Consider the following 26,751-nt stretch of genomic DNA (forward strand, 5'->3'; position numbering starts at 1 on the left):
GTATTTTCGTTTTATGCAAACTTTTATTGGAGATGTACTAGATGATTTATTAGCAAAGAGTTTGCCTCTTTCCGAATATACTTTTGTTCTTCCTAGTAAAAGAGCAGGTGTTTTCCTAAAGCAAGAAATAAAAACCAAAGTTAAGAGCATTTCCTTGCTCCCAGAAATTTTAAGCATTGAAGATTTTATTGAGGATCTATCTTCGCTTACATCTATTGATGCTACGAAACTCTTGTTTGAATTTTATTCTGTTTACATTAAATACACGTCAAAAGACAAATTAGATAGTTTTGATAATTTTTCTAAATGGGCGCGTATAGTCTTGCAAGATTTCAATGAAATAGATAGGCATAGAGTAGATGCGAATCATATTTTCAGTTATTTACAAGATATCAATAGGATAGAAAATTGGAATGTTGAAAAGCAAACAGAAATTACTGTAAGTTACCTTGCTTTTTTTGAAAAGCTTAATATCTATTACAATGTTCTTTATAATACGCTATTAAGCAAGAACATTGGTTATCAAGGAATGCTATATAGGGAAGCAGTTGAGAATATTGATTTTTTTATAGAAAACAATCAACATGCAAAATTGGTTTTTTTAGGGTTTAATGCCTTAAATACTTCTGAAGAAATACTTATAAAACAGCTGCTAGAAAATGACCTTGCTCTAATTTATTGGGATTGTGACACAACCTATTTTAATGATCATCAAGCATCTACTTTTTTAAATAGGTATAGAGAATCTTGGAAATACTTTGAAAAACAGTCGTTTAATTGGATTAAAGATCACTTTCAGGGGCACAAGAATATTCAAATTATTGGGTCTCCAAAGAATAACACACAATTAAAATATGTAGGGGAGATTCTCTCAAAACAAGCTGAGACAGATTTTCAAAATACGGCACTTGTATTGGCAGATGAGTCCTTATTATCTATAGCTTTGAACTCATTACCAAATGAGGTTGAAAATATAAATATTACCATGGGTTATGATCTAAAGAACATGGCCATAAGTAAACTCTTTCATTATATACTGAAACTTCATGTTAACGCTAAAAAAGGAAATCATTATTATAAAGAAGTACTTAGGATATTGAATCACTCTGCTATAAAAGGAACCTATAAAAGTGACTTTCTAATTGACAATATCATTAGAAATAATTATACATACGTTAGTAAAGAAACCTTACAAAAATTGGCAGGTAGCAATAAGCAAATCAAATCTTTATTGACCGTTTTTTCACCAATAGCATCCAATGAAGTTTCTCGCTTACTCATGATATGCTCCGATCTGTTAAATGAACTAAAAATAACTACTAATAATCATATTGAGAAAGAGTTTTTATTTAAAACACATACTATTTTTACTCAACTCGAGACCTTAAATAATGAGTATGGCTATATAAAAGATATAAAAACGTTATTTCAGCTTTACATACAATTGCTCCAAAATGAAAAGTTAGCATTCAAAGGTGAACCATTATCAGGGTTACAATTAATGGGAGTTTTAGAAACGCGTGTTTTAGATTTTGAAACCGTCATTTTAACATCAGTTAATGAGGGTATTTTACCAGCTGGTAGGTCAGAAAACTCATTTATTCCTTACGATGTAAAAAGAGAATTCAGATTAGCTACTTATCAAGAAAAAGATGCTATTTTCTCCTATCATTTTTATCGGTTGCTACAACGTGCCAAAAATATCTATCTACTGTATAATACTGAAAATGATCAATATGGTTCTGGCGAGAAAAGTAGATTTATCACACAACTTGAGGTTGAAAATCCTAATAACATAAAAAGTTATGTAATTAGCCCTAAGGTTAAACCTGCAAATATGTATTCTAAAGCTATTGAGAAGAATACTTCAGCTATACAAAAACTGAAAGAAGTGGCTAAAAAGGGATTCTCTCCAACAGCACTCACTTCATATATGTATAATCCAGTTGATTTCTATAAGCAGAAAGTCCTTCAGATAAAAGAAGTAGATGAACTGGAAGAAACTTTGGCTGTAAATACATTGGGAACAATAATTCATCAAACCCTGGAGATTCTTTATACTTCAGTAGTGGGCAAACTCTTGACGCAAGAGTTTATTCTTAAAATGAAATCGAGAGTTGATAAAGAGGTTAAAAAGAGATTTGAAGAAGAATATACAAACGGAGATATTTCAACAGGTAAGAATCTTATGATTTTTAATATTGCTAAACAATATGCTTATAATTTTTTAGACAAAGAACTTGAACTAATAAAGAAAGGGAATGAAATTAAAATCGTGGCTTTAGAACATAAGGTTGAAACGAATATCTTTATTGAAGAGTTAAATCTTAATGTTAAATTAAAAGGTGAAATTGATCGCATTGATCAACTTAATGGGTTGACCAGAATTATTGATTATAAAACTGGTAATGTACAGCAAAATAAAATGACTGTTGTAAACTGGGAAGATATTATAACTGATTACGACAAGTACAGTAAATCATTTCAAGTGCTAGTGTATTCATATTTATTATATAAAAGTGAACAAGTTGCGCAGCCAATAGAAGCAGGGGTGATATCTTTTAAAAATCTTAATAGCGGTTTTTTAAAATTTACAAAAAAGGACAAAGAAGGAAGAGGTGCAAAAAAAGATACCTTTATAAATCAAGATATACTGGAACAATTTGAAGTACAATTAAAGAAATTGATTGTAGAAATCTTTGATATGGAAGTACCTTTTCGAGAAAAACAAATAAGTAATGTATAAATGAAAATTATCAAGAACCATGCTATCCCTGGTAAGCACGAACGCCCCATTGTAGTTGATCTTTTTTTTAAAAAAGATGCAACAAAAAAACCAATTGTGATATTTGCTCATGGTTATAAAGGGTTTAAAGATTGGGGTTGTTGGAACTTGATAGCCCAGCAGTTCGCAGCTCAAGGATTCTTTTTCTTAAAGTTTAATTTCTCACATAATGGAGGTACTGTTGAACAACCCATAGACTTTTCTGATCTTGAGGCCTTTGCGGAAAACAGCTATACTAAAGAACTTGATGATTTAGATGCTGTTATTGATTGGATTTTACAAGAAAAGCAGTTTAAACAAGAACTAAGTAAAAATGAAATTATACTTATTGGCCATTCACGAGGAGGAGGTATTGTCACCATAAAAGCCTCAGAAGATAACAGAGTTACAAAAATAATCTCTTGGGCTGGTGTATGCGACTTCGGTAAAAGAACTGCAACCATTGGTGATTTAGCAGAATGGAAAAAAGAAGGGGTTAAGTACGTTATGAATGGAAGGACTAAACAACAAATGCCACATAATTACCAATTTTATGAAGATTTTATAGTGAATGAAGAACGCTTGAATATTGAAAGAGCTGCTAAAAAAATAAGAATACCTCATTTAATTATACATGGAGATGAAGATCCTTCCGTAAAATTTGATGAAGCGTTGTCTTTACATACTTGGAATCCTAAAAGTGATCTTATTACCATTAAAGGAGCCAATCATGTTTTTGGCGGAAAACACCCTTGGGATGAAAAAAGCTTGCCTAATAACCTGCAAGAAGTGGTAAATGAAACTATTGGGTTTTGCTACCTTTGAATTAATATTATAAAATGAAAAAGAATATTCTTTTTTAACTATTTGTTTTCTTTTGTTATTTACGTTGAGATTGTATTCGCATGAATTTTATCAAGGTGGACTTCTTGTATTCAGGCACTCTAAAATTAAAATTTGGGGTCAAGAAATAAGAAAAACTAATGAGGAATTATTTGAGTTGCCTGGCAGAAATATCTTTTCAGACATTTTTATTTATGACGTTGCTAAATATAACCGACCTGAATATAAAGGCAAAATAACAGATACTCGAGCAGGTCATTATAAAGTAGATGGTTTGTATTTACAAGGAATTTCAAAAATAAAAACTCAAATTATAAAAGGTAGACCGCAATCAACGGGTATTAGATTTCATAATTCAACAATAAAATGAAGAATTTAATTTCCATTACAATTTTATTTTTTTCATTAGTTAGTTTGGGTCAACAATCGATAAAAAAAGAACATTCTGTAACAGGTTCTAATAAATACGTTGATTTGTTAGAATTTACTCAATCAAGCAGATATGAAATGTATATTGGTGAAGCTTTAGAAATGCAGCAAGAAAGATATTCTAAAGATATAGAGTATGAATTGCTTCATTTTTTCCCAAAATCAACATTTGAAATAAAAAAGCCTAAAGGTAAAACTACAATTGATATTTCAAAAAATGTAGGTCAATTAAATAAAATTTTGGTTTTTGATGGTACCACTAAAACCTTAAAAAAAGCAATCGATTCTTTAAATGGTGAAGGCATTATTCATATTCAGGGAAATATAAAGATTGATTCTAATTTGGTGATTCCTTCAGAAATTATTTTAGAAACAGATAGAGCGATTTTATTAGAATCAAATACAACTTTGAATTTAACCGGAACTATTGTTTATCCAACTAAAGATTTTAAGGGCTTATCAGTATTTAAAAACGCCAATACTTCTGATTCTAATATTAAATTAATTGGAGGAGAAATAGATGGTTCTAAGGCTAAAAACATTGCATATGATGGGGTACAGTTTAGCAATGTGGATAACGCATACATAAAAAATACCTTTTGCAGAGATGTTCATACCACAGTAAGTAAAGATTCTGGTAATTTTCATTTGATCAACTGTACAAATTCTACTATTGAGAACGTTGAGTCGCACAATACATGGAAAATGGGTATTAAAATAGACTACGGAAATAATAATACTATTCTTGGTGGTTATTTTTCAGGCACACATGATTCAGGTGTAGGTGCCATAAATAGTCCTGGTTTAAAAGTTGATGGTGTATTTGTAGATAATTGTGGCACTAGCGATGCGTCAGGGGTAGCTATTAATTTGCAAGATGCAGAGTTTATAAACTCTATTGTTATCAATAGTTTGGGTTCAATTAATGGAAACGGTATAACTGTTGGTCATGAGGGATATTTTGCTTATAATTCAAGAGTGCAGCATAATCTTTTTATCAATAATGGTACAAAAGGAGTTTTTATTCAAGGTACTAACACTAGAAATATTTCAGTGGTTAACAATATTATTCTTGACAACGGTGTTAATTCAAAGCATCCAAATTCGGCTGGCGTAACTACTTATTTTGGAAACGATTATACCCTTATAGAAAATAATGAGATTATAGGAAATATTAGGGGTGTAAATATGACCAATACGTCTAATAATACTACAATAAAAAATAATAGAATTACTTCAAATATGTTGTATGGTGTAGATAGTGATGGTATGAATTCTAGACTTGAAAAGAATGTATTAGCTAATACTGTGAATATTTTTCATGATCAACAAGAATTCAATTTCACGGAAGCAAATAATACAAAAAAGGTTGCCCCATCAACTGTTGATTATTCGTATTTGTTATATGTTTCCTGGCTTACTAAATTGCAAAAGCGAGTATTATCAAATTACTTATCAGAAAAAAAAGAATAACCAAATTACATAACACTAATAATATTAACAGCTTTTGGTTAGAATGTTATTTTAAAGAACAAAATGTATAAGCACATTTTTTTATTAGTTGATTTCTTCTTCCTTTATTTCTGTTAGAGATGTTTCTCAGATACTATACTAGATAATTTTCTTTATCTAAGATTTTAAAATCGGCAATTCAAATATTTGAATAAATTAAAGTGGAGAAGATGGGACTCGAACCCACGACCTCTTGACTGCCAGTCAAGCGCTCTAGCCAGCTGAGCTACATCCCCAAAATAGGTGGGCTAAGATACATCTTTTAGCACCAACAGAGGTAGCCGGCTTTCAAAATTTGCTTTTTTAACGGCATCTTCTTGCCATAGCCTTGTAAAGAAACCTCTCTTTCTTCTAATAACACATAAAAGATCAGGATCAGTAATATGTAAATGCTCTAAAACACCTTGAAAAACGGTAGCATTTTCGCTAGTTTTAAACGTAGAAGCCATTGATTTTAAGTCGGCATTGATTTCTTTATCGGCTTCAGAACAGTCTGGTGTAATAATATGAATAAGATCTAATTCTACATTAGAGTATTTGTTCAAGATATTTTTAAGAGGGTTTAATGATGTATTTGATTGAACACTACAAACTTTCATAGCCATCAAAACCTTTGTAAAATCTTTATACCTATATTGAGAAGGAATAATCAATATTGGTATTGTAGTGTCTTTTACTAAACTACCTGGTACTTTTCCTAAAAATAGAGTTTCATCTTTTGAAAGTGGTTTGGCGGAGCAAATAATTAGATCAGCTTTAATATGTTGCGCTAAAGCTTCAATACTGTCAATAATTTTTCCTTTAACTGAGGCTGTGGCTATTTCAACATTCTTCTTGTCAACTTGATTGATAATCTCATTTAATTCATTGGTAGTATCCCCTTCTAAAATAGCATCAAGATTTTTTAGTGAACCCGAAATTCGTGTACTTTCATACACTTGAGCAACATATACTTTGGCACCAAAATTCTGAGCAAAATCTATTGCATATTGCAATGTGTTTGGACCGTTACCACTTGAACCTAAAGGAACTAATACATTTTTCATTGAACTAAAATTTTTATAAATATACGCCAATTAAACTTAAAAACCCTTACTAACGCTAGCAAGGGTTCTTTAATATTTGCTAATTAAAATAAATCTTTAGTACCTGTAATATTCTGGTTTATAGGGACCTTCAACAGTCACACCAATATATTCAGCTTGTTCTTGATTTAGTGTTTCTAATTCTACTCCAATCTTTTCTAAGTGTAATCTTGCTACTTTCTCGTCAAGATGCTTTGGTAGCATATATACTTGATTTTCATACTTATCAGAATTATTCCAAAGCTCTATTTGTGCTAATGTTTGATTGGTAAAAGAGTTACTCATCACAAAACTTGGATGACCAGTAGCACATCCAAGGTTTACTAAACGTCCTTCAGCAAGTACAATAACATCTTTTCCGTTAAGCGTATATTTATCAACTTGAGGCTTGATCTCTATTCTAGAACCTCCGTACTTATTGTTCAACCATGCCATATCAATCTCATTATCAAAGTGACCAATGTTACAAACAATGGTTTTGTCTTTCATAGCCTCAAAATGACGACCCACAACAATATCTTTATTACCAGTTGTAGTGATCACAATATCAGCTTTACCAACTACAGTATCTAATTTTTTTACTTCATAACCATCCATGGCCGCTTGTAACGCACAAATTGGGTCAATTTCAGTAACTGTAACAATAGCGCCTGCACCTCTAAAAGAAGCTGCTGTACCCTTGCCAACATCACCATAACCACAAACTACAACGCGTTTACCGGCTATCATAAGATCAGTAGCTCTCTTAATAGCATCTACCGCAGATTCTCTACAACCATACTTATTGTCAAACTTTGATTTAGTTACAGAGTCATTCACATTAATCGCTGGCATAGGCAAAGTTCCATTCTTAACACGGTCATATAAACGATGTACTCCAGTAGTTGTTTCTTCTGATAATCCTTTAATACCAGAAGCCAATTCAGGATATTTATCTAATACCATATTTGTTAGATCTCCACCATCGTCCAAGATCATATTCAATGGTTTTCTGTCTTCACCAAAGAATAAGGTTTGCTCAATACACCAATCAAACTCTTCCTCCGTCATTCCTTTCCAGGCATATACTGGAATATCAGCAGCAGCAATAGCAGCAGCAGCTTGATCTTGTGTAGAGAATATATTACAAGAACTCCAGGTAACATCTGCACCCAGCTCAATTAATGTTTCAATCAAAACGGCTGTTTGAATGGTCATATGCAGACATCCTGCAATGCGTGCACCTTTTAATGGTTGTTCATTTTTATACTCTTCACGTAATGACATTAAGCCTGGCATTTCAGCTTCAGCTAATTCTATCTCTTTTCTACCCCAATCAGCCAAAGAAAGATCTTTAACTTTAAAAGGAACATAAGTGGCAGTTTTTGTACTCATATTTGTATCTTTGTTTTACTCTAAATTCAGCGTACAAAGGTACGGAATAACTTTTTAATATGCCTCTTTATAAGACCATTGCAGTAAACAATACTACCAAAGTTTATATCTGGAAGATAGAAGAGTCACTGGAAGAACTTACTAAAGAAATTACACTCACAAAGCCTTGTCAAGATAGAGTAGATAATATGAAGTCTATTTTGCATAAAAGAGGGTTTATGAGTGTACGTCATTTACTGGCAGAAGCTGGTTATGTGGATGCCGATTTATACTATGATGCAATGGGGAAACCTCATTTAAAAGATGGTAACAGTATTTCAATTACACATTCTTTTAATTTTTCAGGCATCATTGTGAGTAGTTCAACAGATGTAGGTATAGATATTGAAAAGCAACGTGATAAAATAGTAAAAATAGCACATAAGTTTACCCCAATTAAAGAATATAGAACATTGGCTAATCATGATGCGTTGGTAAGAAAACTCACTATTGTTTGGGGTGCTAAAGAATCACTCTTTAAAATTTATGAAGAAGAAGGTTTAAGCTTTATAAAACATATAAATATCCATGATTTTTCTTTTGAAGACACAGAAACTACCGGAATTATAAGATTCAAAGGAAAGTCCTCTTCATATTTCATTGATTTTTTAGAATTTGAAGGCTTCACTTGTGTATATGCGCAACACTAGTTATGACCACAATTTATCAAAGTATTCTTGCTGCAAGTTTGGCTAATAAAAAATTATTGGCAGTTTTAATTGATCCTGAAAAAACGGTTTTAGAAAACCTACCGGACCTTTTAGCCAAAATAAATGCATCTACAGCTACGCATATTTTTGTAGGAGGAAGTACTGATGCATTGAAGCAAACGGAACAAGTGGTTAGTGCTATTAAGCAATTGACCCAATTACCTGTTTTACTGTTTCCGGGAGATTATACGCAGATAACCAATACTGCTGATGGTATTCTCTTTTTAAGCTTAATATCAGGGCGAAATCCTGAATATTTAATTGAGCAACAATTAAAATCGGTTCCGCTTTTAAAAGATAGCAGTTTAGAAATTATTCCTGTCGGATATCTTCTTATAAATGGAGGTACTAAAACGGCAGTTGAAAGTGTAAGTAAAACGCAGCCGATCTCTCAAAATAATGTAGAATTGATAGTTAGGACAGCTTTGGCAGGACAATATTCAGGCAAACAATTAATCTATTTAGAGGCTGGCTCAGGAGCAACGATTTCAGTTGACACGAGTATTATTACTACAGTAAAAAAAGAACTTCGTATTCCACTTATTGTAGGTGGTGGTATTAGAACCAAACAACAATTGGATAAAACTTATAAGGCTGGAGCGGATTTGGTAGTAATTGGTACAGCTTTTGAAGAGAATGAAAGCTTCTTTAATGAATTACAAAAATGAATGAACTTCTAGATTTTTTCATTGAGCCCTATAAGAATGCTGAAACGATAAATGTGTTTTTAGAATTTATTGCCGCTTTATTCGGAGTAATCAGTGTTTTTTACGCCAAAAAAGAGAATATTTTAGTGTACCCAACTGGTATTATCAGTACTGGACTTTATGTGTACTTACTATCTCAATGGGATCTCTATGGTGATTTGATTATTAATATTTACTACACTGCAATGAGTATATACGGCTGGTATATGTGGAGTAAAATAATTGACGATAAGAAACACCACATCCCAATTACTAGAATTCATAAAAATGATAAGCTAAAAACTTTCGGAATTTTTGCATTTACTTCAGTGTTTGTTATAATAGTCTATAGATATTATAATGTGATGCCTAATAACTTAGGATTTTCAGATAGCATTGATTATGCTATTGGAAATATGTTTTCAGGTAGTTTAGAAAACTTTAGAAAAATTACTCCTTTTCTTGACACATTTACTACCGGCATTTTTTTTGCAGCCATGTGGCTAATGGCTAATAAGAAAATTGAGCATTGGATATTCTGGATCGCGGGTAATATTGTTTCTATTCCGTTATATTTTGTAAAAGGATATGGATTTACGGGAATTCAATACACAATTTTCTTAATTTTAGCTATCCAAGGATATATAGCATGGAAAAAAAGCTTAAGCAGTCCCGAGGTGTCGGGACAAACATTATAAGAGTCGTTTTATTTGGCCCTGAATCTACAGGAAAGACAACACTTTCAAGGCAGCTGGCACGTTATTACAATACGGTATGGGTACCAGAATATGCGCGAGAGTACTTGCAAAACAAATGGAACAATGAGCGAAAAACCTGTGAGAATAAAGATCTTTTACCCATTGCAGAGGGGCAAATGCGACTTGAAAATGATTTAGTGAAGAAGGCAGACAAGGTGTTGATTTGCGATACCGATTTGCTGGAAACCAAAGTGTATTCAGAAGAATATTATGGAGGTTTTGTTGACCCTAAATTAGATGAAGCTGCTTTAAATAATACCTACGATCTATATTTTCTAACATACATAGATACACCTTGGGAAGAAGATGACCTTAGAGATCGCCCTGAACAACGTTTGGAAATGTTTCAGGCTTTTGAAGCAGCTTTAAAAAAATACAATCGCCCATATATTTTATTGAAAGGAGATAAAGAAACACGTTTGAATATAGCAACCAATGCTATTGATAAATTATTATTGGAGAGAGATGATCTCGATAGTTTTTCAGAAACATTAATTGATCTTGATCTTCATTTTTTACATCAGAATACTGATCATCAGCATATAAATCCTGAAAATGGATTTTAATGCCGTTAAAAAAGAATTTCAATTCAAAGCAACACGAAGTTCGGGTGCAGGTGGGCAACATGTCAATAAAGTAGCGTCAAAAATAGAACTGACTTTTGATATCCCTAACTCTTTTTCATTAAGTGAAGAACAAAAAGAATTACTATATAAAAACTTGGCAACCAAGCTGACTAAAGAAAAGGTGCTTATTTTATTTTGTGATGAAAGCAGAAGTCAACATAGAAATAAAGAGATTGTAACTGAAAGATTCTTGAAGTTGCTTAAAAACGGATTGAAAAGAGAAAAGAGTAGAAAAGCTACCAGACCTACCAGAGCCTCAGTAAAGAAACGTTTAGACAGTAAAAAGAAACAGTCAGACAAAAAGAGCAGTCGTAAAAAGCCAAACATTGATTGATCTATTGTAGTATATTTATAGGCAACAATCTATTTACAATGAAAACTGCCTTATCCGCCCTATTAATTTGCTTTACTTTATTCACTTTTGCTCAAAAGAAAGTATTAACTCATACTGATAAAGAGCTTTGGAGTACCATTCAAAATAAATCTATTTCTCCTAATGGAACATTTATTATGTACTCTTTAGAAAAAGGAGAAAAAGACAACTTTCTAAAAATAAAAAGACCGAATGCCTCATTAGTTTTTGAATATGCCAGAGGCCAAAAAGGTCAATTTTCATATGACTCAAAATTTGCTTTTTTTTCAATTAGGCCTTGGAAAGATAGTATCACTGAAATGAAACGTAGAAAAGTAAAGAAAACTAAACTGCCAAAAGATTCGCTTGGCATTTTTGATTTAACAAGTAAATCATTAACAAAGATTGCGAATGTAAAATCTTATAAAACTCCTGAAAAATGGTCAGGGTATTTGGCCTATCTTTTAGATGAGGTAAAACCAAAGAAGAAAGAAAAAAAGGACTCATCACAAGCAAAGGAAAAGAAAAAAAAGAAGATCAAAAAAGTTGGAAAGGAAAATGGTTACCATCTTGTTTTACATAGTCTTACTACTAAAAAACAAGATACCTTTAAATATGTTACCAATTTTTCCTTTGCTAAGGAAGGAAAACGTTTTGCATTTTCAACCACAGGTGAAAAAGACAAAGCTAAAGCTGGAGTTTATGTGATAAACCTGGATAAAGATGAGCTAAAACCAATATATACTACAGAAAAAGCCAAGTTCTATCAGTTAAATTTTAGTGATTCTGGTAAGAGTTTAGCTTTTGTAGTAGATACAGATACTACTAAAGTTCAAGTACGGCCTAATGAACTCTATTATTGGAAAGAAAATGATTCTCAAGCTCAAAAATTGATCGATAATACGTCTTCACCTAAAGGATATCGAGTTTCATCAGATGGTAAAACAAGTTTTTCGAAAGATGAATCGAGATTATATTTTGGTTTAGCTACACCTCCAATAGTAAAAGATACAACTCTTATCGATGATGAAATTGTAAATGTAGAAGTATGGACCTATGATGAACCTAGACTATATACGGTGCAAGAACTACAAGTAAAAAATGATAAAAAGAAATCATATCAGACAGTTGTTCACCTAAACTCAAATAAAAATTTAGTTCAACTCAGCAATAAAGAATATCCCAATATTAAATTAGCTGATGAAGGTAATGCCAATTATGCATTACTTGATAACCCTCGACCCCATCAACTCGAAAGTCAATGGGATGGTTTGTGGGCTAGAGAATATGCTATTGTGAATATTAAAAATGGTAATCGTAAAAAGATATTAGATAAAGTAGCTGGAAATGTAAATCTCAGTCCAAAAGGATCTTATGTTTACGGTTTTAATCGTATCGACTCAACTTGGTTCGTTTTCAACATTAATACCTCAAAATATCAAGCTTTAACTAAGGGAAAAGTCTTTTATAACGAGTTACATGATAGTCCAACACCGCCCTATCCTTATGGTATGGCTGGTTGGACAAAGGATGATAAGCATATTATCTTATATGATCGTTATGATCTGTTTAGATATGATCCTAATACTAGTGAAAGTACACGACTAACTAAAGGAAGAGAAAACAAAACAGTTTATAGATATTTAAATCTTGATGATGATGAACTTTTTCTAGACACCAATAAAAAGTGGTTGTTGTCAACTTTCAATGAGGATACAAAAGATGGTGGTTATTATCAATTTAATCCTAAAAATAATAAAGGAAAGCAGCTTTTAAAAAGTCCTAATCGATATTCAAGACCTGTAAAAGCAAAATTAAATGATGATCTTATTTTTACCAGAGAATCCTTCAAGGAGTTTCCCGATCTTTGGTATACAGACGTAGGTTTCAAAAACAAAGTAAAGATTAGTAATGCAAACCCTCAGCAAAAGGAGTACAATTGGGGCACCATTGAGCAAATAAAATGGACGTCTCTTGACGGTAAAGAGCTTACCGGAATGCTAGTAAAACCAGAGAATTTCGACCCAAATAAAAAATACCCGATGATTGTCAATTTTTACGAAAAAAGCTCGAACGGATTGCATAGACATCGTTCGCCTTCTTTCGGTAGATCAACTATTAATTACACATATTATGCAAGTAACGGATATATAATATTTAACCCAGATGTTTATTATCGAGAAGGATATCCTGGCGAAAGTGCTTATAATTGTGTCATTCCAGGTGTTACTTCACTAATAGAAAAAGGTTTTGTAGATAAGGATAATATTGGTGTTCAAGGGCATAGTTGGGGTGGTTATCAAATAGCTTATTTAGTAACCAAAACAGATATTTTTAAAGCAGCTGAAGCTGGGGCGCCAGTGCCAAATATGATTAGTGCTTATGGTGGTATTCGTTGGTGGACTGGATTGAGTCGCCAGTTTCAATATGAACATACACAAAGTAGAATTGGCGGTACACCTTGGGAATATCCTGCACGTTATATAGAGAATTCACCCATTTTTAATCTAGATAAAGTGAATACGCCTTTACTAATTATGCATAATGATGCTGATGGTCATGTGCCTTGGTATCAAGGAATAGAGCTTTTTGTAAGTCTACGAAGACTTGGAAAACCGTCATGGTTTTTAAACTATAATGACGAACCACATTGGCCTCTTAAATTTCAAAACCGAAAAGATTTTAACATTAGACTTTCACAATTTTTTGATCATTATTTAAAAGGCGCTCCTAAACCTGTTTGGATGCATCGTGGAGTTCCAGCTATTGAAAAAGGAATTAATCAAGGGTTAGAATTACTAGATAACAAAGAATAGTTATTGATTCATCTTTTCTAAAAATTCACCCATTTTTTGATGCACAATAGTCAGTGCTTTTAAAGGGCGTACCATTACTTTTAAAGATTGTAGTTTATCTTGTTTATTAAATGTAATGATATCTACACCTTCAACAATAATGCTGTCTATTTCGGTTTTAAATTCTAATATAGCTTCGTTTCCGTTTGAAATTTCATTTATATATTCGAAATCTTGATTAGCTATAATTTGCTCGGCAGCCATTAAATACATTTTCACAAAGAACTTACCTTTAATTGGTGTAAAAACTACAGGTGAATATAGTATGACATCATCGGCTAAAAAATCATCTAACAATGATACATCCCTTTCTTCTATAAACTGATGCCATATTTTTAACCCTTTTGATTGATTCATAATTTAAATATTTACTGATTTCTCACTTGCTTTGCAAGATACTTTCAATCAAAATTATATTTTGATTTCAGTAGTGTTAGAAATGATTTCAACTCATAACTTATAGTGGAATGTTTCCATGCTTGCGGTTTGGGCGATCAACTTTTTTACCCTCTAACATCGCAAATGCTTTAATTAATTTTCTGCGAGTTTCTTCAGGTAGAATAACCTCATCTATAAACCCTCTTTGTGCAGCACGGTATGGATTTGCAAATTTCTCGGCATATTCCGTTTCTTTTTCCGCTAGTTTTGCCTCGTGATCTTCTGCTTCGGCGATTTCTTTTTTAAAGATGATTTCACTAGCTCCTTTAGCACCCATTACGGCAATTTCTGCTGAAGGCCACGCAAAGTTCATATCAGCACCAATGTGCTTTGAGTTCATTACATCATAGGCACCACCATAAGCTTTTCTAGTTATCACGCTTACCCGTGGTACAGTGGCTTCACTCAAGGCATACAATAATTTTGCGCCGTTGGTAATAATTGCATTCCATTCTTGATCCGTTCCGGGTAAGAAACCAGGTACATCCACCAGCACTAACAGCGGAATATTAAAGCAATCGCAAAAACGGGTAAAGCGCGCTGCTTTTTTTGAACTATCTACATCTAAACATCCAGCCAAACTCATCGGTTGATTAGCTACAATACCAATACTTCTACCTGCCAGTCTAGAAAAACCAACTACTATGTTTTCAGCATAGTCCTTATGAATTTCAAAGAAAGAATCTGTATCTGTAATACCATGAATGACTGCTCGCATATCATAGGGTTTGTTTGCATTCTCTGGAACGATATCAGACAATTCTTCCTGATATTCTTCACCTAGATCATAGGATAATTGCTTAGCAGTTTCCTGATTATTTTGTGGCATAAAACTCAATAATGTCTTAATGTCTTCTAAGCATTGTATATCATTTTCTGAAGTTAAATGTGTAACTCCAGATTTTGTAGCATGTGTACTCGCGCCACCTAATTCTTCTGATGTTACTTCTTCATTAGTTACGGTCTTTACCACATTGGGTCCTGTGACAAACATATAACTAGAATTCTCTACCATAATGGTAAAATCTGTCATAGCAGGGGAGTATACAGCCCCACCTGCACATGGGCCCATAATAGCTGAAATTTGCGGTATCACTCCTGAAGCCTGTACATTTCTATAAAAAATATCTGCATAGCCTCCTAAAGAACGAACACCTTCTTGAATACGGGCACCACCTGAATCATTTAATCCAATTAATGGAGCACCTACTTTTACGGCCATATCCATAATTTTACAGATTTTTTCGGCATGCGTTTCTGATAATGAACCTCCAAATACCGTAAAGTCCTGGGCAAAAATATAGACCAGCCTTCCATCTATAGTCCCATAACCGGTTACCACACCATCACCATAAAATTGTTGTTTGTCCATGCCAAAATCGGTGGTGCGATGTGTTACTAAAATTCCTACTTCTTCAAAAGAACCTTCATCTAATAAATAGTCAACACGCTCTCTGGCTGTTAACTTTCCTTTTTGATGCTGGCGCTCAATTCTTTGCTCACCACCACCTAATTTTGCTTCAGCAAGTTTCTCTTGTAACTGATCTAGTTTAGACTTCACGAGTAGGTACTTTTAATATTTGTTGTTCCTTTAAATATGCTCTTAGAGCAAGTTTAGCGGCAATTTCAGCTTCTATTTTATAGGCTTCCTCTAACAGATCTTTTGAGTAATATTTTTGAACGAAATGCGTGTCAAAATTACCAGAGGTAAAGGCTTCATGTTCACAGACAAACTTTCCAAAAGGTAGTGTTGTTTCAATACCTTTTATTTTATAATTATCAATGGCTTTTTTCATGAATTCAATGGCTTCATTACGTGTTTTGCCGTAAGTAATAAGTTTTGAGATCATGGGGTCATAGTAAATAGGGACTTCCATTCCTTCTTTAAAACCATCATCTACCCTAATGTTCTCACCTTTTGGTGGATGATATACTTCTAAAGTTCCAATACTTGGTAGAAAATCATTCATAGGATCTTCTGCATAAACACGTAGCTCTAGTGCATGACCTGTAATATCTAAATCTTTTTGTGCAAAGGACAATTTCTCGCCTCTTGCAATTTTAATTTGCTCTTCAACAAGATCAATTCCTGTGATCATTTCAGTTACAGGATGTTCCACTTGTAAACGGGTATTCATTTCCAGAAAGTAAAAATTCTTATCCTCATCTAATAAGAATTCAACAGTACCTACACCCAGATAATCACATGCCTTAGCTACTTTTACAGCAGCTTCTCCCATTTTTTCACGGATTTCAGGGGTCAACACACTAGATGGAGCTTCTTCAACCACTTTTTGATGACGACGCTGAACGCTACATTCCCGCTCAAATAGGTGTACGGTGTTGCCATGACTATCCGCCAACACCTGAATTTCAATATGGCGGGGTGAACTAATATATTTCTCAATAAAAACAGAACCATCACCAAAAGCAGAAGTTGCTTCAGAAATTGCACGTTCCATTTGCTCAGTAATATCTACTTCTTTTTCTACAATACGCATTCCTTTTCCCCCGCCTCCTGCTGAAGCTTTTATTAAAATAGGAAATCCAATTTTCTTGGCAATTTTTTCTGCATAAGCAACATCAGTAACCGCTTCATCTATACCCGGTACCATGGGAATATCATAAGCTTTAACGGCTTCTTTAGCCGCTAGTTTACTTCCCATAATTTTAATGGCCTTTGATTTTGGACCAATAAAGGTAATACCAGCTTTTTCAACAGCTTTGGCAAAATCAACATTCTCGCTTAAAAAACCATACCCGGGATGTATACCTTCTACATCTAAAGATTTTGCAACATCAATAATTTTATCACCCAATAAATAGGATTGATTTGAAGGAGGAGGACCAATGCAAACAGCCTCATCAGCTAAATGGGCATGTGGAGCATTTCTATCAGCTTCAGAATAAATAGCAACTGTTTTAATTCCCATTTTTTTTGCAGTACGCATCACGCGTAATGCTATTTCTCCTCTATTTGCTACTAGTATTTTTTTCATATCATTCCATTTCAATTAATAGCGCATTTTTCTCAACTTTATCTCCAGACTTTACGGTAATTGCTTTCACTACACCATCTTTTGGTGCTACTAAGGTGTTTTCCATTTTCATAGCTTCCAAAACTAACATGCCATCACCTTCTTTAACTTCTTGCCCTTCTTTCACATCAACGGAAACAATTAGACCAGGCATAGGCGCTTTTACATCATTAGCCTTTTGTGTTGAAGATGCTTCCAATCCTAATTCAGAAATCAAAAGATCTAATTCATTAGAAATCTTTACCTCATACCTATTACCATTTACTTGAATGGTATATTTCTTTTGATAGAAATTAGATGTTGTAATAGTGGTATCAAAAGATTGATTGTTTCTTAAAATATGATAATTATTCTTGGTTGTTTCAATAAAATCTAGATTCTTAATTTCTTGCTCAGATACATTAAAATCATAAGATTCGTTGACTTTTACTTTGAAGGATTGACCCATGGAGTTTTAACAATTAGCATGGCTAAAATAATAATTTAAATGCGGCATTGCTAATTAAAAAAATGCTAGTAATTTTGCACTGTTCTCATAAAGGGGTGCCTATAACGGCTGAGATCATACCCATTGAACCTAGAACAGGTAATGCTGTTTAGGAAATGAAATGTCATTGCGAAGTAATTTAAAAAATTACTATGGCAATCTGTTTTTGATGAAGAGATTGCTTCGTCGTAAATGCCTCGTAATGACCAAAGTCAATTATTAACGACAAAGAATAATTACCTCTTTTTATTTGATTAACATTTTAATCGATGAAAAAATTATCATTATTCTTGGTATTGCTGACACTTTCAGTTAGTTTATATGCTCAAGATAAAAAGCAAGATTCAACAAAGGTTGAAAAGTTGGATGAAGTGGTTGTAAGAGCTGTAAGAGTAAAAGCTTCTTCACCAATTACCCATTCTAACCTAACAAAAAAGGAAATTACCAAGCGAAATCTAGGGCAAGATATTGCAACACAAATTAACTTCTTACCATCAGTGGTAACCACTTCTGATGCCGGGGCAGGTATTGGATATACTGGTTTTAGGGTTCGGGGAACGGCAAATCAAGGAATAAACGTTACTATTAACGGAATTCCATATAATGATGCAGAGAGTGCAACCAGTTTTTTTGTGAACTTACAAGATTTCACATCTTCTGTTGAAAATCTACAATTACAGAGAGGGGTAGGAACTTCCACCAATGGTCCTGGAGCTTTTGGTGCTAGTTTGAATATTTTGACTGATAATGTATCTGATGAAGGATACGCCAGTACTTCACATTCTTTCGGATCATTTAACACACGACGTCATAATGTAAAATTTAGCTCTGGATTGCTGAATGAACATTTTGAAATTTCAGGTAGACTTTCGCAGATTAAATCTGATGGTTATATAGATCGTGCTTCTTCAGATTTGAAGTCCTATTTTATCCAAGGTGCTTTTAAAAATGATAATACTTTGGTAAAAGCCATACACTTTGCAGGAAGTGAAGTAACATATCAGTCATGGTTTGGTATTGATGCTGCCACGCTGGAGAGTAATAGAACTTTTAATCCTGCAGGAGTTCGTTTTGATGAAAATGGTAATCCTGATGGATTTCATAACAATCAAGTTGATGATTACAAGCAAGATCACTACCAGTTGCATTGGACACAACGATATAATAATAGATGGAGTTCAAACATTAGCTTTAATTATACATATGGCCGTGGTTTTTTTGAAGAGTATGAAAATGATGATGATTTAAGTTTTTATGGATTATCTCCTATTACGATAGGTGGTGAAACCATTACAACTGCTGATATTATTCGTCGCAGATGGTTAGATAATGATTTTTATGTTTTATCAGCAAATGTTAATTACAAGGATGATCAATTTGATGTTATTACAGGATTATTTGGTAGTTCATATAAGGGTGATCATTTTGGGGAAGTCATATGGGCACGATTTGCCAGTGATTCGGAGTTAGGAGATCGTTATTATTTTGGAGTAGGAGAAAAGAACGAGTTTTCTGCTTTCGCAAAAGCGGACTACCGTCTGAACGATGAATGGCAGTTTTACCTTGATCTTCAAGGGCGTTTTATATCCTATGAAACAACCGGGCAAAATTCTGATGTAGCTGACTTTATTGTAGATAAGGATTATAGTTTTTTTAATCCTAAAGTGGGGGCTAGTTTTAGAATCAACAACAGAAATCAATTATATACATCTTTTGCTCGTGCGCATAGAGAACCTAATAGAACAGATTTTGAAAATGGCAATCCTAGACCAGAGCGTTTGGACGATATAGAGCTTGGTTGGCGTTATAATTCGGAAAAATTAAAGCTAAATATTAATGGTTTTTATATGGATTATAATGATCAGTTAGTGCTTACAGGTGCATTAGACAGATCAGGTGCACCCATTCGTGCTAATAGCGGAAGCAGTTATAGATTGGGTTTAGAAATAGATGCCAACCTAGCTATTACCCCTGAGTTAAATATGCAACCTAATGTGGCTTTAAGTACCAATGAGAACAGGGATTTCTTTTTTCAACGAGATGGTAAATTAGAAAATTTAGGAGATACTGATATCTCATTTTCGCCAAGTATTATTGCAGGAAATACGATTTCGTATAGGCCAGTTAAAAGATTGTCACTTGCTTTATTATCAAAGTATGTAGGAGAGCAATTTATGGGAAATATTGACAGTGATGTGTCAAAATTGGATGCATTCTTTGTGAATGATTTTAATGCAACCTACACCCTAAAAGGAATACCTGCTTTAGATAGTATTGAATTTTCATTGCTTGTCAACAATATTTTTGATCAAGAATATATTTCTAACGGATATTTTTTCACATTTAATGATGATTTTACAAATCCTGGAGAAATAAGAACTATTGAGGGCGCCGGTTTTTATCCTCAGGCAACCACTAATTTTCTAGCTGGAATTACACTAAAGTTTTAAAAGAAAGAAGCTGTCTAAAAAGATTTGGTTTTGTCATTTTGAGCGCAGTCGAAAAATCTCAATCATGTTATTGTTAGATGATTAAACTCTTAAAGATTCTTCATTTCATTCAGAATGACACTTTTTAGAGAGCTTCTTTTATTTTAATTTTGATTTTATTGTGTTAATACCGGTTACTAACCAAAGTGGACAAGTACTTGTTAAAATGGTTATAAGCATAACGATTGCAACTACATACAGTACATAATCCCAAGGACTTGAAACATAACCTTTGTAGGCGTCCCATGTGGCTACCAAGGCAACAATAAAACGTATGACTTTATCAATATTTCCTACATTTTTTTTCATGAAACTTTAATTATTATTTCTCAGTATTAAGATTTTCTTTTTTCCAAGCTGAAAACCCTCCTTTTAGATCATAAATTTGTGTAAAACCTTCTGCTGCCAGCTTTTTAGCTGCAGAACCGCTTCTACCTCCTGCCTTACAATACACATAAACAGGTTGAGATTTATCTAAAACACTCATTTTCTGAAGAAAATCATCATCATAAAAATTGATATTCTTAGCCCCTTTTATATAACCTTCAGCAAACTCTTTGGGCGTTCTAACATCAATTAATTGCACTTCTTTATTTTCAACTTTTTCTTTAAAATGAGCTGGCTCAATTTTTTTATTTATAGTTTCGACCTGAACTATCGTTTCAGTAGTTTGTTCTTCAACCGTTTCTTTCTTTTTACTTTCACATGAAAAAATAACACATAGAAAAGCAATGAAGGTTAGTTCTAAATTTTTCATTTTTTATAATTAAATTTTACTTCTTTGTTGCTCCCATCTTTTTGACCTATAAGAACGTATACATTCATTTCACGATCATTAACTTTCTCAAAAGTCATTCCATCAAAATAGGTGGCATTATCGGTAATTTTCACCAATGGAAAATCTACAGTTTCATCTTTGTTCTCCCAACCTTTTAAATCGCCATGAAAATGCTTGAGTTGTAAAATTAAAGATTCATTGACTTCTCTAATAATTTCTATTTCATAAAAGGAAACTTTACCATTATTGATCAACTTAAAAGTCGCCATCATAGAATCACCACTTGGTTGGCTCCAATTTTCTTCTACAATACCGCCAAAAGCTTTGCCTTTCCAGTTTCCTGAGATCCACGCCACATCAGCCAGTTTCGCTTTAGGAGAGTGGGCTAAGCTGTCTAAAGTCAAAATATTTTCACTTACATTGTTTTGTGAAAGTAAGTTGAGTGAGCATATTACTGCGAGAAGAAATATAAGTTGTTTCATGGTTTTATTTTAACAGACAAATTACTTGACCGTTGTTGGACAAACATAATCGGTTGTTTTAATGGCTGTTTTTTTTATGGCAGTATACCCGCCCGCAACGTCAACAACATTATGAAAACCTCTTGCTTTTAAAATTGAAGCGGCAATTACCGAGCGATACCCACCTGCACAATGCACATGAAAACGCTCTTGTGTTGGAAATTCCTTTATATGTTGATTGATAAAATCTAATGGTGTATTAGGAACTTTTTCAATATGTTCACTTTGATATTCACCTGGCTTTCTTACATCAAAAACGAGTGCATCTTTAGCCATTCTGGTTTCAAGTTCTTGCGCAGAAATAGATTCTAATGTGTCTATTTCTTTATTGGCTGACTTCCATGTTTGAATACCTCCGTTAAGATATCCTAAGGTATTATCAAACCCAACACGTGATAATCGGGTAACTGTTTCTTCCTCTTTTCCTTCAGGAGTTACCAATAAGATAGGCTGCTCTATGTCTTTAATCAGCGCTCCTACCCAAGGTGCAAAACTACCACCTAATCCTATAAAAATGGAGCGTGGAATAAAACCTTTAATATACTCATTATGATGGCGTACGTCTAGTACTAAAGCATCATGCTCATTAGCCAATTGTTCAAATTCCTCCGCATTTAAAGGTCTAGAACCTTTATCTAATACTTTGTCAATACTTTCATAACCTTCCTTATTCAATTTTACATTCAAAGGGAAGTACTGTGGAGGAGGTAACAAACCATCAGTTACTTCTTTTACAAACTCCTCTTTTGTCATATCAGCACGCAAGGCATAGTTTATTTTTTTCTGTTCGCCAATTGTACCAACTGTTTCTTTACTCATGTTTTTCCCACAAGCAGAACCTGCGCCATGTGCCGGGTATACAATAACATCATCAGCTAAAGTCATTATCTTTTTACGAAGGCTCTCATAGAGTAGACCAGCTAACTCTTCTTGTGTCATGTCAGCAGCTTTTTGGGCAAGATCAGGCCTTCCAACATCTCCTAAAAACAGAGTGTCACCGCTAAAAATGGCATGGTCTTTTCCGCTTTCATCTTTTAGTAAATAGGTGGTACTTTCCATGGTATGACCTGGAGTGTATATGGCGGTAATGGTAATTGCCCCTATTTGAAATATTTCACCATCTTTAGCGATATAAGAATCAAAAGTGGTTTGGGCAGTTGGTCCATACACAATCTTGGCTCCTGTTTTTTCAGCTAAGGTTACATGTCCGCTGACAAAATCAGCATGAAAATGTGTTTCAAAAATGTATTTGATTTTCGCCTTGTTCTTTTCAGCTCGCTTAATATATGGATCTACTTCTCGTAAAGGGTCAATAATAGCTACTTCACCATTACTTTCTATATAATAGGCTCCTTGTGCCAAGCAACCGGTATAAATCTGTTCAATATTCATCTTGTAGTTATTTGAAATGCAAAATTACGATCTAATTTGGGGTGATACACTGATTTCAGTCATAAAAAATAGTTAATCGATATACGATTGATGCACATATTTAGAATAATTTTTATTGACCTCATCACCATTTTTTAAGTAGGTGTCTACTGCTCTTTGTATACTCATAAAACAATTTTCAGCACCTATTTTATGTATTAACTTACTTTTTGCAAGTGCATCTCGAACAGGACCTTTAACACTGCTAATAAAAAGTTTAATCCCTTTTTCAGAGAATTTGTTTAAGACGTCATTTAAAGCAGTAATACCGGTACTGTCAATATTGTTAATAACTTCTGCATCAACAATAATTACTTTTAGTTGTTCACCTTTTGCTTTAGCAAATTCATTGATCTTATCCTTAAAATAACTGGCATTGGCAAAATATAAACGCGAGTCAAAGCGAACAATCAAAATTTCAGGATGTAATTCAACATCTTCAAAACGATTTTTATTTCTGTAAAAATGGGTTGTTCCAGGTACTTTACCTAAAATAGCCATATGAGGCATAGATGATTCAAAAATCACCACAAAAATGGATACTAAGACTCCAGTAATAATACCCTCTTTTACTCCAATAGTAAGTGTTATAATAAAGGTAACCAACATCATCAAGAAATCTTTTTTATTGGTCCGCCATAAAAATTTTATATCTTTTATATTGATAAGGCTAAAGACTGCAGTTATGATAATTGCAGCTAATATTGTCTTTGGAAGGTAATAGAAAACGGGTGTTAGAAACAATAGGGTAAAACCGATGAATAATGCCGAAAATGCACTAGACATGCTTGTTTTAGCACCTACCTCTTTATTGATAGCAGACCTTGAAAAACTTCCTGATGTGGTATACGAACTAAAAAGTGATCCTACTATGTTACTAGCTCCCAGGGCTATAAGCTCTTTATTGGCATTGAGTTTAGGAGTTTCATAATCTTCATCTAATGCTTTAGCGATGGAAATTGCCTGTAAAAAGCCTGTAAATGCCAGGGTTAATGCTAGTGGTAATAGTTTTAAAAATAGTTCATAATTCAATTCAGGGAGTTGAAAAGAAGGAAGCCCTTTAGGAATTGTTTTTACGATTTCAACACCTCCAAAATAATTATAAAAAAACTTCATTAGTAGTATACCTAATATAACAACCAGTAAGGGACCTGGTAAACGTTTGTTAATTCTTCTTAGCGTGTAGATTATCATAATGGCGATGCCTCCAATGAGAAAACTTTTAGCATGGATGGATGAAATATTCTGAAAAATATCGGCTACTAAGTTTTGAATTTGATTGCTGCGTTCAACATTAATCTTGAGTAGTCCTTTGAACTGATTGAATCCAATGATCAGTGCCGCAGCAGTTACAAAACCGGTTAGAACTGGTTTTGATAAAAAATTGACTATAAAACCTAGTTTAAAACTTCCAACGATCACCTGAATGATCCCAACAATAAAGGTGAGGGCCAAAACCACAGGTATATAGTGTTCAGGTTCAACCGTCGAAATTGCTGAAATTCCTGCTGCAATAATAAGTGAGTCAATGGCGATAGGGCCAGTTGCCAACTGTCTAGATGTACCAAAAAAGGTATACATTATTTGCGGTATCAATGCTGTATATAAACCGTAAATAGGAGGTAAACCTGCAATGATAGCGTAGGCAATTCCTTGTGGAATGAGAATAATTCCAACGGTAAAACCTGCTAATAAGTCTCCTTTTAAATATGATGCTTTATAGTGAGGTAACCACTCTAGTATAGGAAAAATCCGTTTCAAAGAAATTCTTGGTTTCGTCTAACAAATGTAGTGGATTTTCATAACTTTGAATTATGCAGATACGCGTATTACTTTTTGGAATTATAAGAGATATTGTGGGAGGAAATGCCCTGGATTTATACCTTTCAAAGGGAATTACAGTTGAGAAGTTAAAGACGCAACTTGCTCTTAAATATACTGATTTAGCTAATTACAACTACACAGTGGCTATTAATGAAACGTATGCTGAAGATAACTCTGAGTTAAATGAAAATGATATTGTTGCATTGATTCCACCAGTGAGCGGGGGGTAGTTGTCTCGACGTCTTTCTTTTCTGAAAGAGAGAAGTTAATTATCCTCTTGGACGGACTTTAGGGGTGTCCTTAAATATTTCTTATCAATATAAAAGGTTCCAAAAGGAATAATAGAAGCTGCTAATACAATCCAAAAAGTCTTAGAATTCCATTTTAAATTATCTTTTATTAAATAAGCTAAAACAATATAAGCAACAAATAGGAGGCCATGAGGCATGCCTAATAATTTAACATAGCTTTCATCACCACCAATATACTTGACAGGTACAGCAATAAATAGTAGTAAAATGTAAGACAAACCTTCTAAAATGCTTACCGCTCTAAATGTATTCTTCATATACTTAAAAAGTCAGCTGCAAAAGTACAACCCGATTCGCTAACTTTGTCAAGAAATCTGTTAAAAATGGGTGGCAATACCTCAATAAGAATTACCTCTGAAAAATTGAATTTACAGGAATGTTATGATTTTGTTCAAGACACATCTTGTGGTGGTATTGCTTTATTTGTGGGAACCGTAAGAAATCAAACTCAGGATAAGGAAGTCACTTTACTGGATTTTTCTTCTTATGAGGCTATGGCCTTAAAAGAGATGCAAAAAATTGCTGATCTAGCACTAGCTGATTTTGATATTTTGAGAATTGCTATACATCATGCAGAAGGAACATTGCAAATTGGTGAGGTACCAGTGATTATTGCTGTATCTGCTCCTCATAGAAAAGCTGCATTTGCAGCGTGCCAATTTGCCATTGATACTTTAAAAGAAACCGTTCCTATCTGGAAAAAAGAACATTTTGTAGATGGTGAGGTATGGGTAAATGCTACACCTTAATTCTTAGTGTACAGTGAAAACTATTCTTAAAAATTTTGTTGTTGTAGTTTTATTAATCTCTCTTTCCTGTGGTAGGAAAGGTGATTCAAATTTGTTCACAGTAGAAAATACTATTACCAATCCAACATCAAAAGAAAGAGACTATAAAGTGAAAATAAATTATCTAAAATGCTATGCCGAAGAAAATAATTATAATCAAAAAATTGCTTTTATGATTGACTATTCTTTGCATAGTGGCAAGAATAGATTTTTTGTTGTTGATCTAAAGAAAGAAAGTATTCTTAAAAAAGGATTGGTATGTCATGGAAGTTGTAAAGACGATGCAAAAAATGGAGCTTTAGTAGAAAATTTCAGCAATAAAAATGAAAGCCTATGTACTTCTTTGGGAGTGGCTGTTGTAGGCAAGCGAGATTATAGTAGATGGGGAAAGAATTATAAGTACTGGCTTGATGGTTTGGGAGATTCGAACTCTAACATGCGAAAGCGTGTTGTTGTTTTACATGCTTGGGAACACGTGCCTGATGAGGAAGTCTATCCAAACTCTATCGCTTTGAGTTGGGGTTGCCCTACAGTCTCCATAAAATTTTTAGATGAACTTGATCTAATTTTAAAAGAGCATAAAAAGGTGCTTTTATATTCTTTTAAATAGTCT

At 33.5% G+C, this 26,751-nt stretch carries 26 protein-coding genes and 1 tRNA gene; 14 read left to right on the plus strand and 13 right to left on the minus strand.

Translation table 11 applies throughout. The annotated features are described in order from the left end of the window. Positions 1–13 precede the first annotated feature (13 nt). The 4 genes from AC1EU5_RS02295 (at position 14) to AC1EU5_RS02310 (ending at position 5,509) form a co-directional block, all read left to right on the plus strand. Positions 14–2,746 carry a PD-(D/E)XK nuclease family protein gene (locus tag AC1EU5_RS02295; protein ID WP_480190730.1) on the plus strand — a complete coding sequence of 911 codons (2,733 nt, stop codon included), beginning with the start codon at positions 14–16 and terminating at the stop codon, positions 2,744–2,746. Continuing rightward, positions 2,747–3,589, plus strand: a complete 843-nt coding sequence (locus AC1EU5_RS02300) for an alpha/beta hydrolase family protein (protein ID WP_480190731.1) — start codon at positions 2,747–2,749, stop codon at positions 3,587–3,589. A gap of 64 nt (positions 3,590–3,653) precedes the next feature. Then, complete coding sequence (locus AC1EU5_RS02305) at positions 3,654–3,977, plus strand: hypothetical protein (RefSeq protein ID WP_480190732.1); 324 nt, start codon at positions 3,654–3,656, stop codon at positions 3,975–3,977. After that, complete coding sequence (locus AC1EU5_RS02310) at positions 3,974–5,509, plus strand: right-handed parallel beta-helix repeat-containing protein (RefSeq protein WP_480190733.1); 1,536 nt, start codon at positions 3,974–3,976, stop codon at positions 5,507–5,509. The genes AC1EU5_RS02305 and AC1EU5_RS02310 overlap by 4 nt, the downstream gene beginning before the upstream one ends. Before the next feature lie 201 nt (positions 5,510–5,710). Here AC1EU5_RS02310 and AC1EU5_RS02315 read toward each other — a convergent pair. The 3 genes from AC1EU5_RS02315 to ahcY all read right to left on the minus strand — a co-directional run bounded on the left by AC1EU5_RS02315 (position 5,711) and on the right by ahcY (position 8,007). Further along, positions 5,711–5,784: transfer RNA gene (locus tag AC1EU5_RS02315), tRNA-Ala, on the minus strand. Positions 5,785–5,796: 12 nt separating this feature from the next. Next, complete coding sequence (locus AC1EU5_RS02320; RefSeq protein WP_480190734.1) at positions 5,797–6,594, minus strand: universal stress protein; 798 nt, start codon at positions 6,592–6,594, stop codon at positions 5,797–5,799. Positions 6,595–6,690: 96 nt separating this feature from the next. Further along, positions 6,691–8,007, minus strand: coding sequence for an adenosylhomocysteinase (ahcY, locus tag AC1EU5_RS02325; RefSeq protein WP_480190735.1), 1,317 nt, complete (start codon positions 8,005–8,007; stop codon positions 6,691–6,693). Positions 8,008–8,066: 59 nt separating this feature from the next. Here ahcY and AC1EU5_RS02330 point away from each other — a divergent pair, with 59 nt between their 5' ends. Genes AC1EU5_RS02330 through AC1EU5_RS02355 form a run of 6 tightly spaced genes read left to right on the plus strand, consistent with a single transcriptional unit; the run spans position 8,067 to position 13,994 of the window. After that, entirely contained in the window at positions 8,067–8,696 is a 630-nt protein-coding gene (locus tag AC1EU5_RS02330; RefSeq protein ID WP_480190736.1) for a 4'-phosphopantetheinyl transferase family protein, read from the plus strand. A 2-nt stretch (positions 8,697–8,698) separates the two neighbouring features. Beyond that, on the plus strand, positions 8,699–9,424 hold the full coding sequence (locus tag AC1EU5_RS02335; RefSeq protein ID WP_480190737.1) for a phosphoglycerol geranylgeranyltransferase: 726 nt from the start codon (positions 8,699–8,701) through the stop codon (positions 9,422–9,424). Then, the gene (pnuC, locus tag AC1EU5_RS02340) at positions 9,421–10,140 is read left to right on the plus strand and encodes a nicotinamide riboside transporter PnuC (RefSeq protein WP_480190738.1); all 720 of its coding nucleotides are present in this window, start codon (positions 9,421–9,423) and stop codon (positions 10,138–10,140) included. Before AC1EU5_RS02335 ends, pnuC begins: the two co-directional genes overlap by 4 nt. Then, complete coding sequence (locus AC1EU5_RS02345) at positions 10,092–10,766, plus strand: AAA family ATPase (protein ID WP_480190739.1); 675 nt, start codon at positions 10,092–10,094, stop codon at positions 10,764–10,766. The genes pnuC and AC1EU5_RS02345 overlap by 49 nt, the downstream gene beginning before the upstream one ends. Further along, on the plus strand, positions 10,756–11,160 hold the full coding sequence (gene arfB / locus AC1EU5_RS02350; RefSeq protein ID WP_480190740.1) for an alternative ribosome rescue aminoacyl-tRNA hydrolase ArfB: 405 nt from the start codon (positions 10,756–10,758) through the stop codon (positions 11,158–11,160). The genes AC1EU5_RS02345 and arfB overlap by 11 nt, the downstream gene beginning before the upstream one ends. A 38-nt stretch (positions 11,161–11,198) precedes the next feature. Further along, positions 11,199–13,994, plus strand: a complete 2,796-nt coding sequence (locus AC1EU5_RS02355; protein WP_480190741.1) for a S9 family peptidase — start codon at positions 11,199–11,201, stop codon at positions 13,992–13,994. Here the strand turns inward: AC1EU5_RS02355 and AC1EU5_RS02360 are convergent, their stop codons facing one another. The 4 genes from AC1EU5_RS02360 to AC1EU5_RS02375 form a co-directional block, all read right to left on the minus strand. Beyond that, positions 13,995–14,390, minus strand: a complete 396-nt coding sequence (locus AC1EU5_RS02360; protein ID WP_480190742.1) for a nuclear transport factor 2 family protein — start codon at positions 14,388–14,390, stop codon at positions 13,995–13,997. It abuts the gene before it with no gap. Positions 14,391–14,490: 100 nt separating this feature from the next. Beyond that, a complete protein-coding gene (locus AC1EU5_RS02365) occupies positions 14,491–16,032 on the minus strand; it encodes an acyl-CoA carboxylase subunit beta (RefSeq protein ID WP_480190743.1) in 1,542 nt (513 codons plus the stop codon). Next, positions 16,022–17,470 carry an acetyl-CoA carboxylase biotin carboxylase subunit gene (gene accC / locus AC1EU5_RS02370; protein WP_480190744.1) on the minus strand — a complete coding sequence of 483 codons (1,449 nt, stop codon included), beginning with the start codon at positions 17,468–17,470 and terminating at the stop codon, positions 16,022–16,024. The genes AC1EU5_RS02365 and accC overlap by 11 nt, the downstream gene beginning before the upstream one ends. A 1-nt stretch (position 17,471) precedes the next feature. Further along, on the minus strand, positions 17,472–17,957 hold the full coding sequence (locus AC1EU5_RS02375) for a biotin/lipoyl-containing protein (protein ID WP_480190745.1): 486 nt from the start codon (positions 17,955–17,957) through the stop codon (positions 17,472–17,474). A 308-nt stretch (positions 17,958–18,265) separates the two neighbouring features. Here AC1EU5_RS02375 and AC1EU5_RS02380 point away from each other — a divergent pair, with 308 nt between their 5' ends. Next, the gene (locus tag AC1EU5_RS02380) at positions 18,266–20,446 is read left to right on the plus strand and encodes a TonB-dependent receptor (protein WP_480190746.1); all 2,181 of its coding nucleotides are present in this window, start codon (positions 18,266–18,268) and stop codon (positions 20,444–20,446) included. 138 nt (positions 20,447–20,584) lie between these two features. Here the strand turns inward: AC1EU5_RS02380 and AC1EU5_RS02385 are convergent, their stop codons facing one another. The 5 genes from AC1EU5_RS02385 to AC1EU5_RS02405 all read right to left on the minus strand — a co-directional run bounded on the left by AC1EU5_RS02385 (position 20,585) and on the right by AC1EU5_RS02405 (position 24,976). Continuing rightward, the gene (locus tag AC1EU5_RS02385; RefSeq protein ID WP_480190747.1) at positions 20,585–20,794 is read right to left on the minus strand and encodes a YgaP family membrane protein; all 210 of its coding nucleotides are present in this window, start codon (positions 20,792–20,794) and stop codon (positions 20,585–20,587) included. A gap of 13 nt (positions 20,795–20,807) precedes the next feature. Beyond that, the gene (locus AC1EU5_RS02390; protein ID WP_480190748.1) at positions 20,808–21,242 is read right to left on the minus strand and encodes a rhodanese-like domain-containing protein; all 435 of its coding nucleotides are present in this window, start codon (positions 21,240–21,242) and stop codon (positions 20,808–20,810) included. Next, positions 21,239–21,745 (minus strand): DUF6265 family protein, encoded by a 507-nt coding sequence (locus AC1EU5_RS02395; RefSeq protein WP_480190749.1) that lies wholly within the window; start codon positions 21,743–21,745, stop codon positions 21,239–21,241. Before AC1EU5_RS02395 ends, AC1EU5_RS02390 begins: the two co-directional genes overlap by 4 nt. A gap of 21 nt (positions 21,746–21,766) precedes the next feature. Beyond that, a complete protein-coding gene (locus tag AC1EU5_RS02400) occupies positions 21,767–23,176 on the minus strand; it encodes an MBL fold metallo-hydrolase (RefSeq protein ID WP_480190750.1) in 1,410 nt (469 codons plus the stop codon). Between the two features lie 72 nt (positions 23,177–23,248). Beyond that, positions 23,249–24,976 (minus strand): SulP family inorganic anion transporter, encoded by a 1,728-nt coding sequence (locus AC1EU5_RS02405; RefSeq protein ID WP_480190751.1) that lies wholly within the window; start codon positions 24,974–24,976, stop codon positions 23,249–23,251. Positions 24,977–25,029: 53 nt separating this feature from the next. Here AC1EU5_RS02405 and AC1EU5_RS02410 point away from each other — a divergent pair, with 53 nt between their 5' ends. Continuing rightward, positions 25,030–25,269 carry a MoaD/ThiS family protein gene (locus AC1EU5_RS02410; protein WP_480190752.1) on the plus strand — a complete coding sequence of 80 codons (240 nt, stop codon included), beginning with the start codon at positions 25,030–25,032 and terminating at the stop codon, positions 25,267–25,269. Positions 25,270–25,304: 35 nt separating this feature from the next. Here AC1EU5_RS02410 and AC1EU5_RS02415 read toward each other — a convergent pair whose 3' ends face one another. Next, positions 25,305–25,607, minus strand: a complete 303-nt coding sequence (locus AC1EU5_RS02415) for a DUF3817 domain-containing protein (protein WP_480190753.1) — start codon at positions 25,605–25,607, stop codon at positions 25,305–25,307. A gap of 45 nt (positions 25,608–25,652) precedes the next feature. On the opposite strand from AC1EU5_RS02415, the gene AC1EU5_RS02420 reads away from it, so the two are divergent. Next, positions 25,653–26,099: a molybdenum cofactor biosynthesis protein MoaE gene (locus tag AC1EU5_RS02420; protein ID WP_480190754.1), complete on the plus strand. Its 447-nt coding sequence runs from the start codon at positions 25,653–25,655 to the stop codon at positions 26,097–26,099. A gap of 13 nt (positions 26,100–26,112) precedes the next feature. After that, positions 26,113–26,748: a murein L,D-transpeptidase catalytic domain-containing protein gene (locus tag AC1EU5_RS02425; protein WP_480190755.1), complete on the plus strand. Its 636-nt coding sequence runs from the start codon at positions 26,113–26,115 to the stop codon at positions 26,746–26,748. Positions 26,749–26,751 lie beyond the last annotated feature (3 nt).

The sequence above is a fragment of the Maritimimonas sp. 2405UD52-3 genome (genome assembly GCF_056591715.1).

What these genes read in the sequence shown, in the direction of transcription:
- AC1EU5_RS02345 (WP_480190739.1), top strand. Translation starts at nt 10,092, where the DNA reads ATGGAAAAAAAGCTTAAGCAGTCCCGAGGTGTCGGGACAAACATTATA.
- AC1EU5_RS02395 (WP_480190749.1), bottom strand. Translation starts at nt 21,745, where the DNA reads ATGAAACAACTTATATTTCTTCTCGCAGTAATATGCTCACTCAACTTA.
- pnuC (WP_480190738.1), top strand. Translation starts at nt 9,421, where the DNA reads ATGAATGAACTTCTAGATTTTTTCATTGAGCCCTATAAGAATGCTGAA.
- AC1EU5_RS02320 (WP_480190734.1), bottom strand. Translation starts at nt 6,594, where the DNA reads ATGAAAAATGTATTAGTTCCTTTAGGTTCAAGTGGTAACGGTCCAAAC.
- AC1EU5_RS02335 (WP_480190737.1), top strand. Translation starts at nt 8,699, where the DNA reads ATGACCACAATTTATCAAAGTATTCTTGCTGCAAGTTTGGCTAATAAA.
- ahcY (WP_480190735.1), bottom strand. Translation starts at nt 8,007, where the DNA reads ATGAGTACAAAAACTGCCACTTATGTTCCTTTTAAAGTTAAAGATCTT.
- AC1EU5_RS02410 (WP_480190752.1), top strand. Translation starts at nt 25,030, where the DNA reads ATGCAGATACGCGTATTACTTTTTGGAATTATAAGAGATATTGTGGGA.
- AC1EU5_RS02380 (WP_480190746.1), top strand. Translation starts at nt 18,266, where the DNA reads ATGAAAAAATTATCATTATTCTTGGTATTGCTGACACTTTCAGTTAGT.
- AC1EU5_RS02375 (WP_480190745.1), bottom strand. Translation starts at nt 17,957, where the DNA reads ATGGGTCAATCCTTCAAAGTAAAAGTCAACGAATCTTATGATTTTAAT.
- AC1EU5_RS02415 (WP_480190753.1), bottom strand. Translation starts at nt 25,607, where the DNA reads ATGAAGAATACATTTAGAGCGGTAAGCATTTTAGAAGGTTTGTCTTAC.
- AC1EU5_RS02300 (WP_480190731.1), top strand. Translation starts at nt 2,747, where the DNA reads ATGAAAATTATCAAGAACCATGCTATCCCTGGTAAGCACGAACGCCCC.
- AC1EU5_RS02310 (WP_480190733.1), top strand. Translation starts at nt 3,974, where the DNA reads ATGAAGAATTTAATTTCCATTACAATTTTATTTTTTTCATTAGTTAGT.
- AC1EU5_RS02390 (WP_480190748.1), bottom strand. Translation starts at nt 21,242, where the DNA reads ATGAAAAATTTAGAACTAACCTTCATTGCTTTTCTATGTGTTATTTTT.
- AC1EU5_RS02385 (WP_480190747.1), bottom strand. Translation starts at nt 20,794, where the DNA reads ATGAAAAAAAATGTAGGAAATATTGATAAAGTCATACGTTTTATTGTT.
- AC1EU5_RS02360 (WP_480190742.1), bottom strand. Translation starts at nt 14,390, where the DNA reads ATGAATCAATCAAAAGGGTTAAAAATATGGCATCAGTTTATAGAAGAA.
- arfB (WP_480190740.1), top strand. Translation starts at nt 10,756, where the DNA reads ATGGATTTTAATGCCGTTAAAAAAGAATTTCAATTCAAAGCAACACGA.
- AC1EU5_RS02330 (WP_480190736.1), top strand. Translation starts at nt 8,067, where the DNA reads ATGCCTCTTTATAAGACCATTGCAGTAAACAATACTACCAAAGTTTAT.
- AC1EU5_RS02355 (WP_480190741.1), top strand. Translation starts at nt 11,199, where the DNA reads ATGAAAACTGCCTTATCCGCCCTATTAATTTGCTTTACTTTATTCACT.
- AC1EU5_RS02400 (WP_480190750.1), bottom strand. Translation starts at nt 23,176, where the DNA reads ATGAATATTGAACAGATTTATACCGGTTGCTTGGCACAAGGAGCCTAT.
- accC (WP_480190744.1), bottom strand. Translation starts at nt 17,470, where the DNA reads ATGAAAAAAATACTAGTAGCAAATAGAGGAGAAATAGCATTACGCGTG.
- AC1EU5_RS02295 (WP_480190730.1), top strand. Translation starts at nt 14, where the DNA reads ATGCAAACTTTTATTGGAGATGTACTAGATGATTTATTAGCAAAGAGT.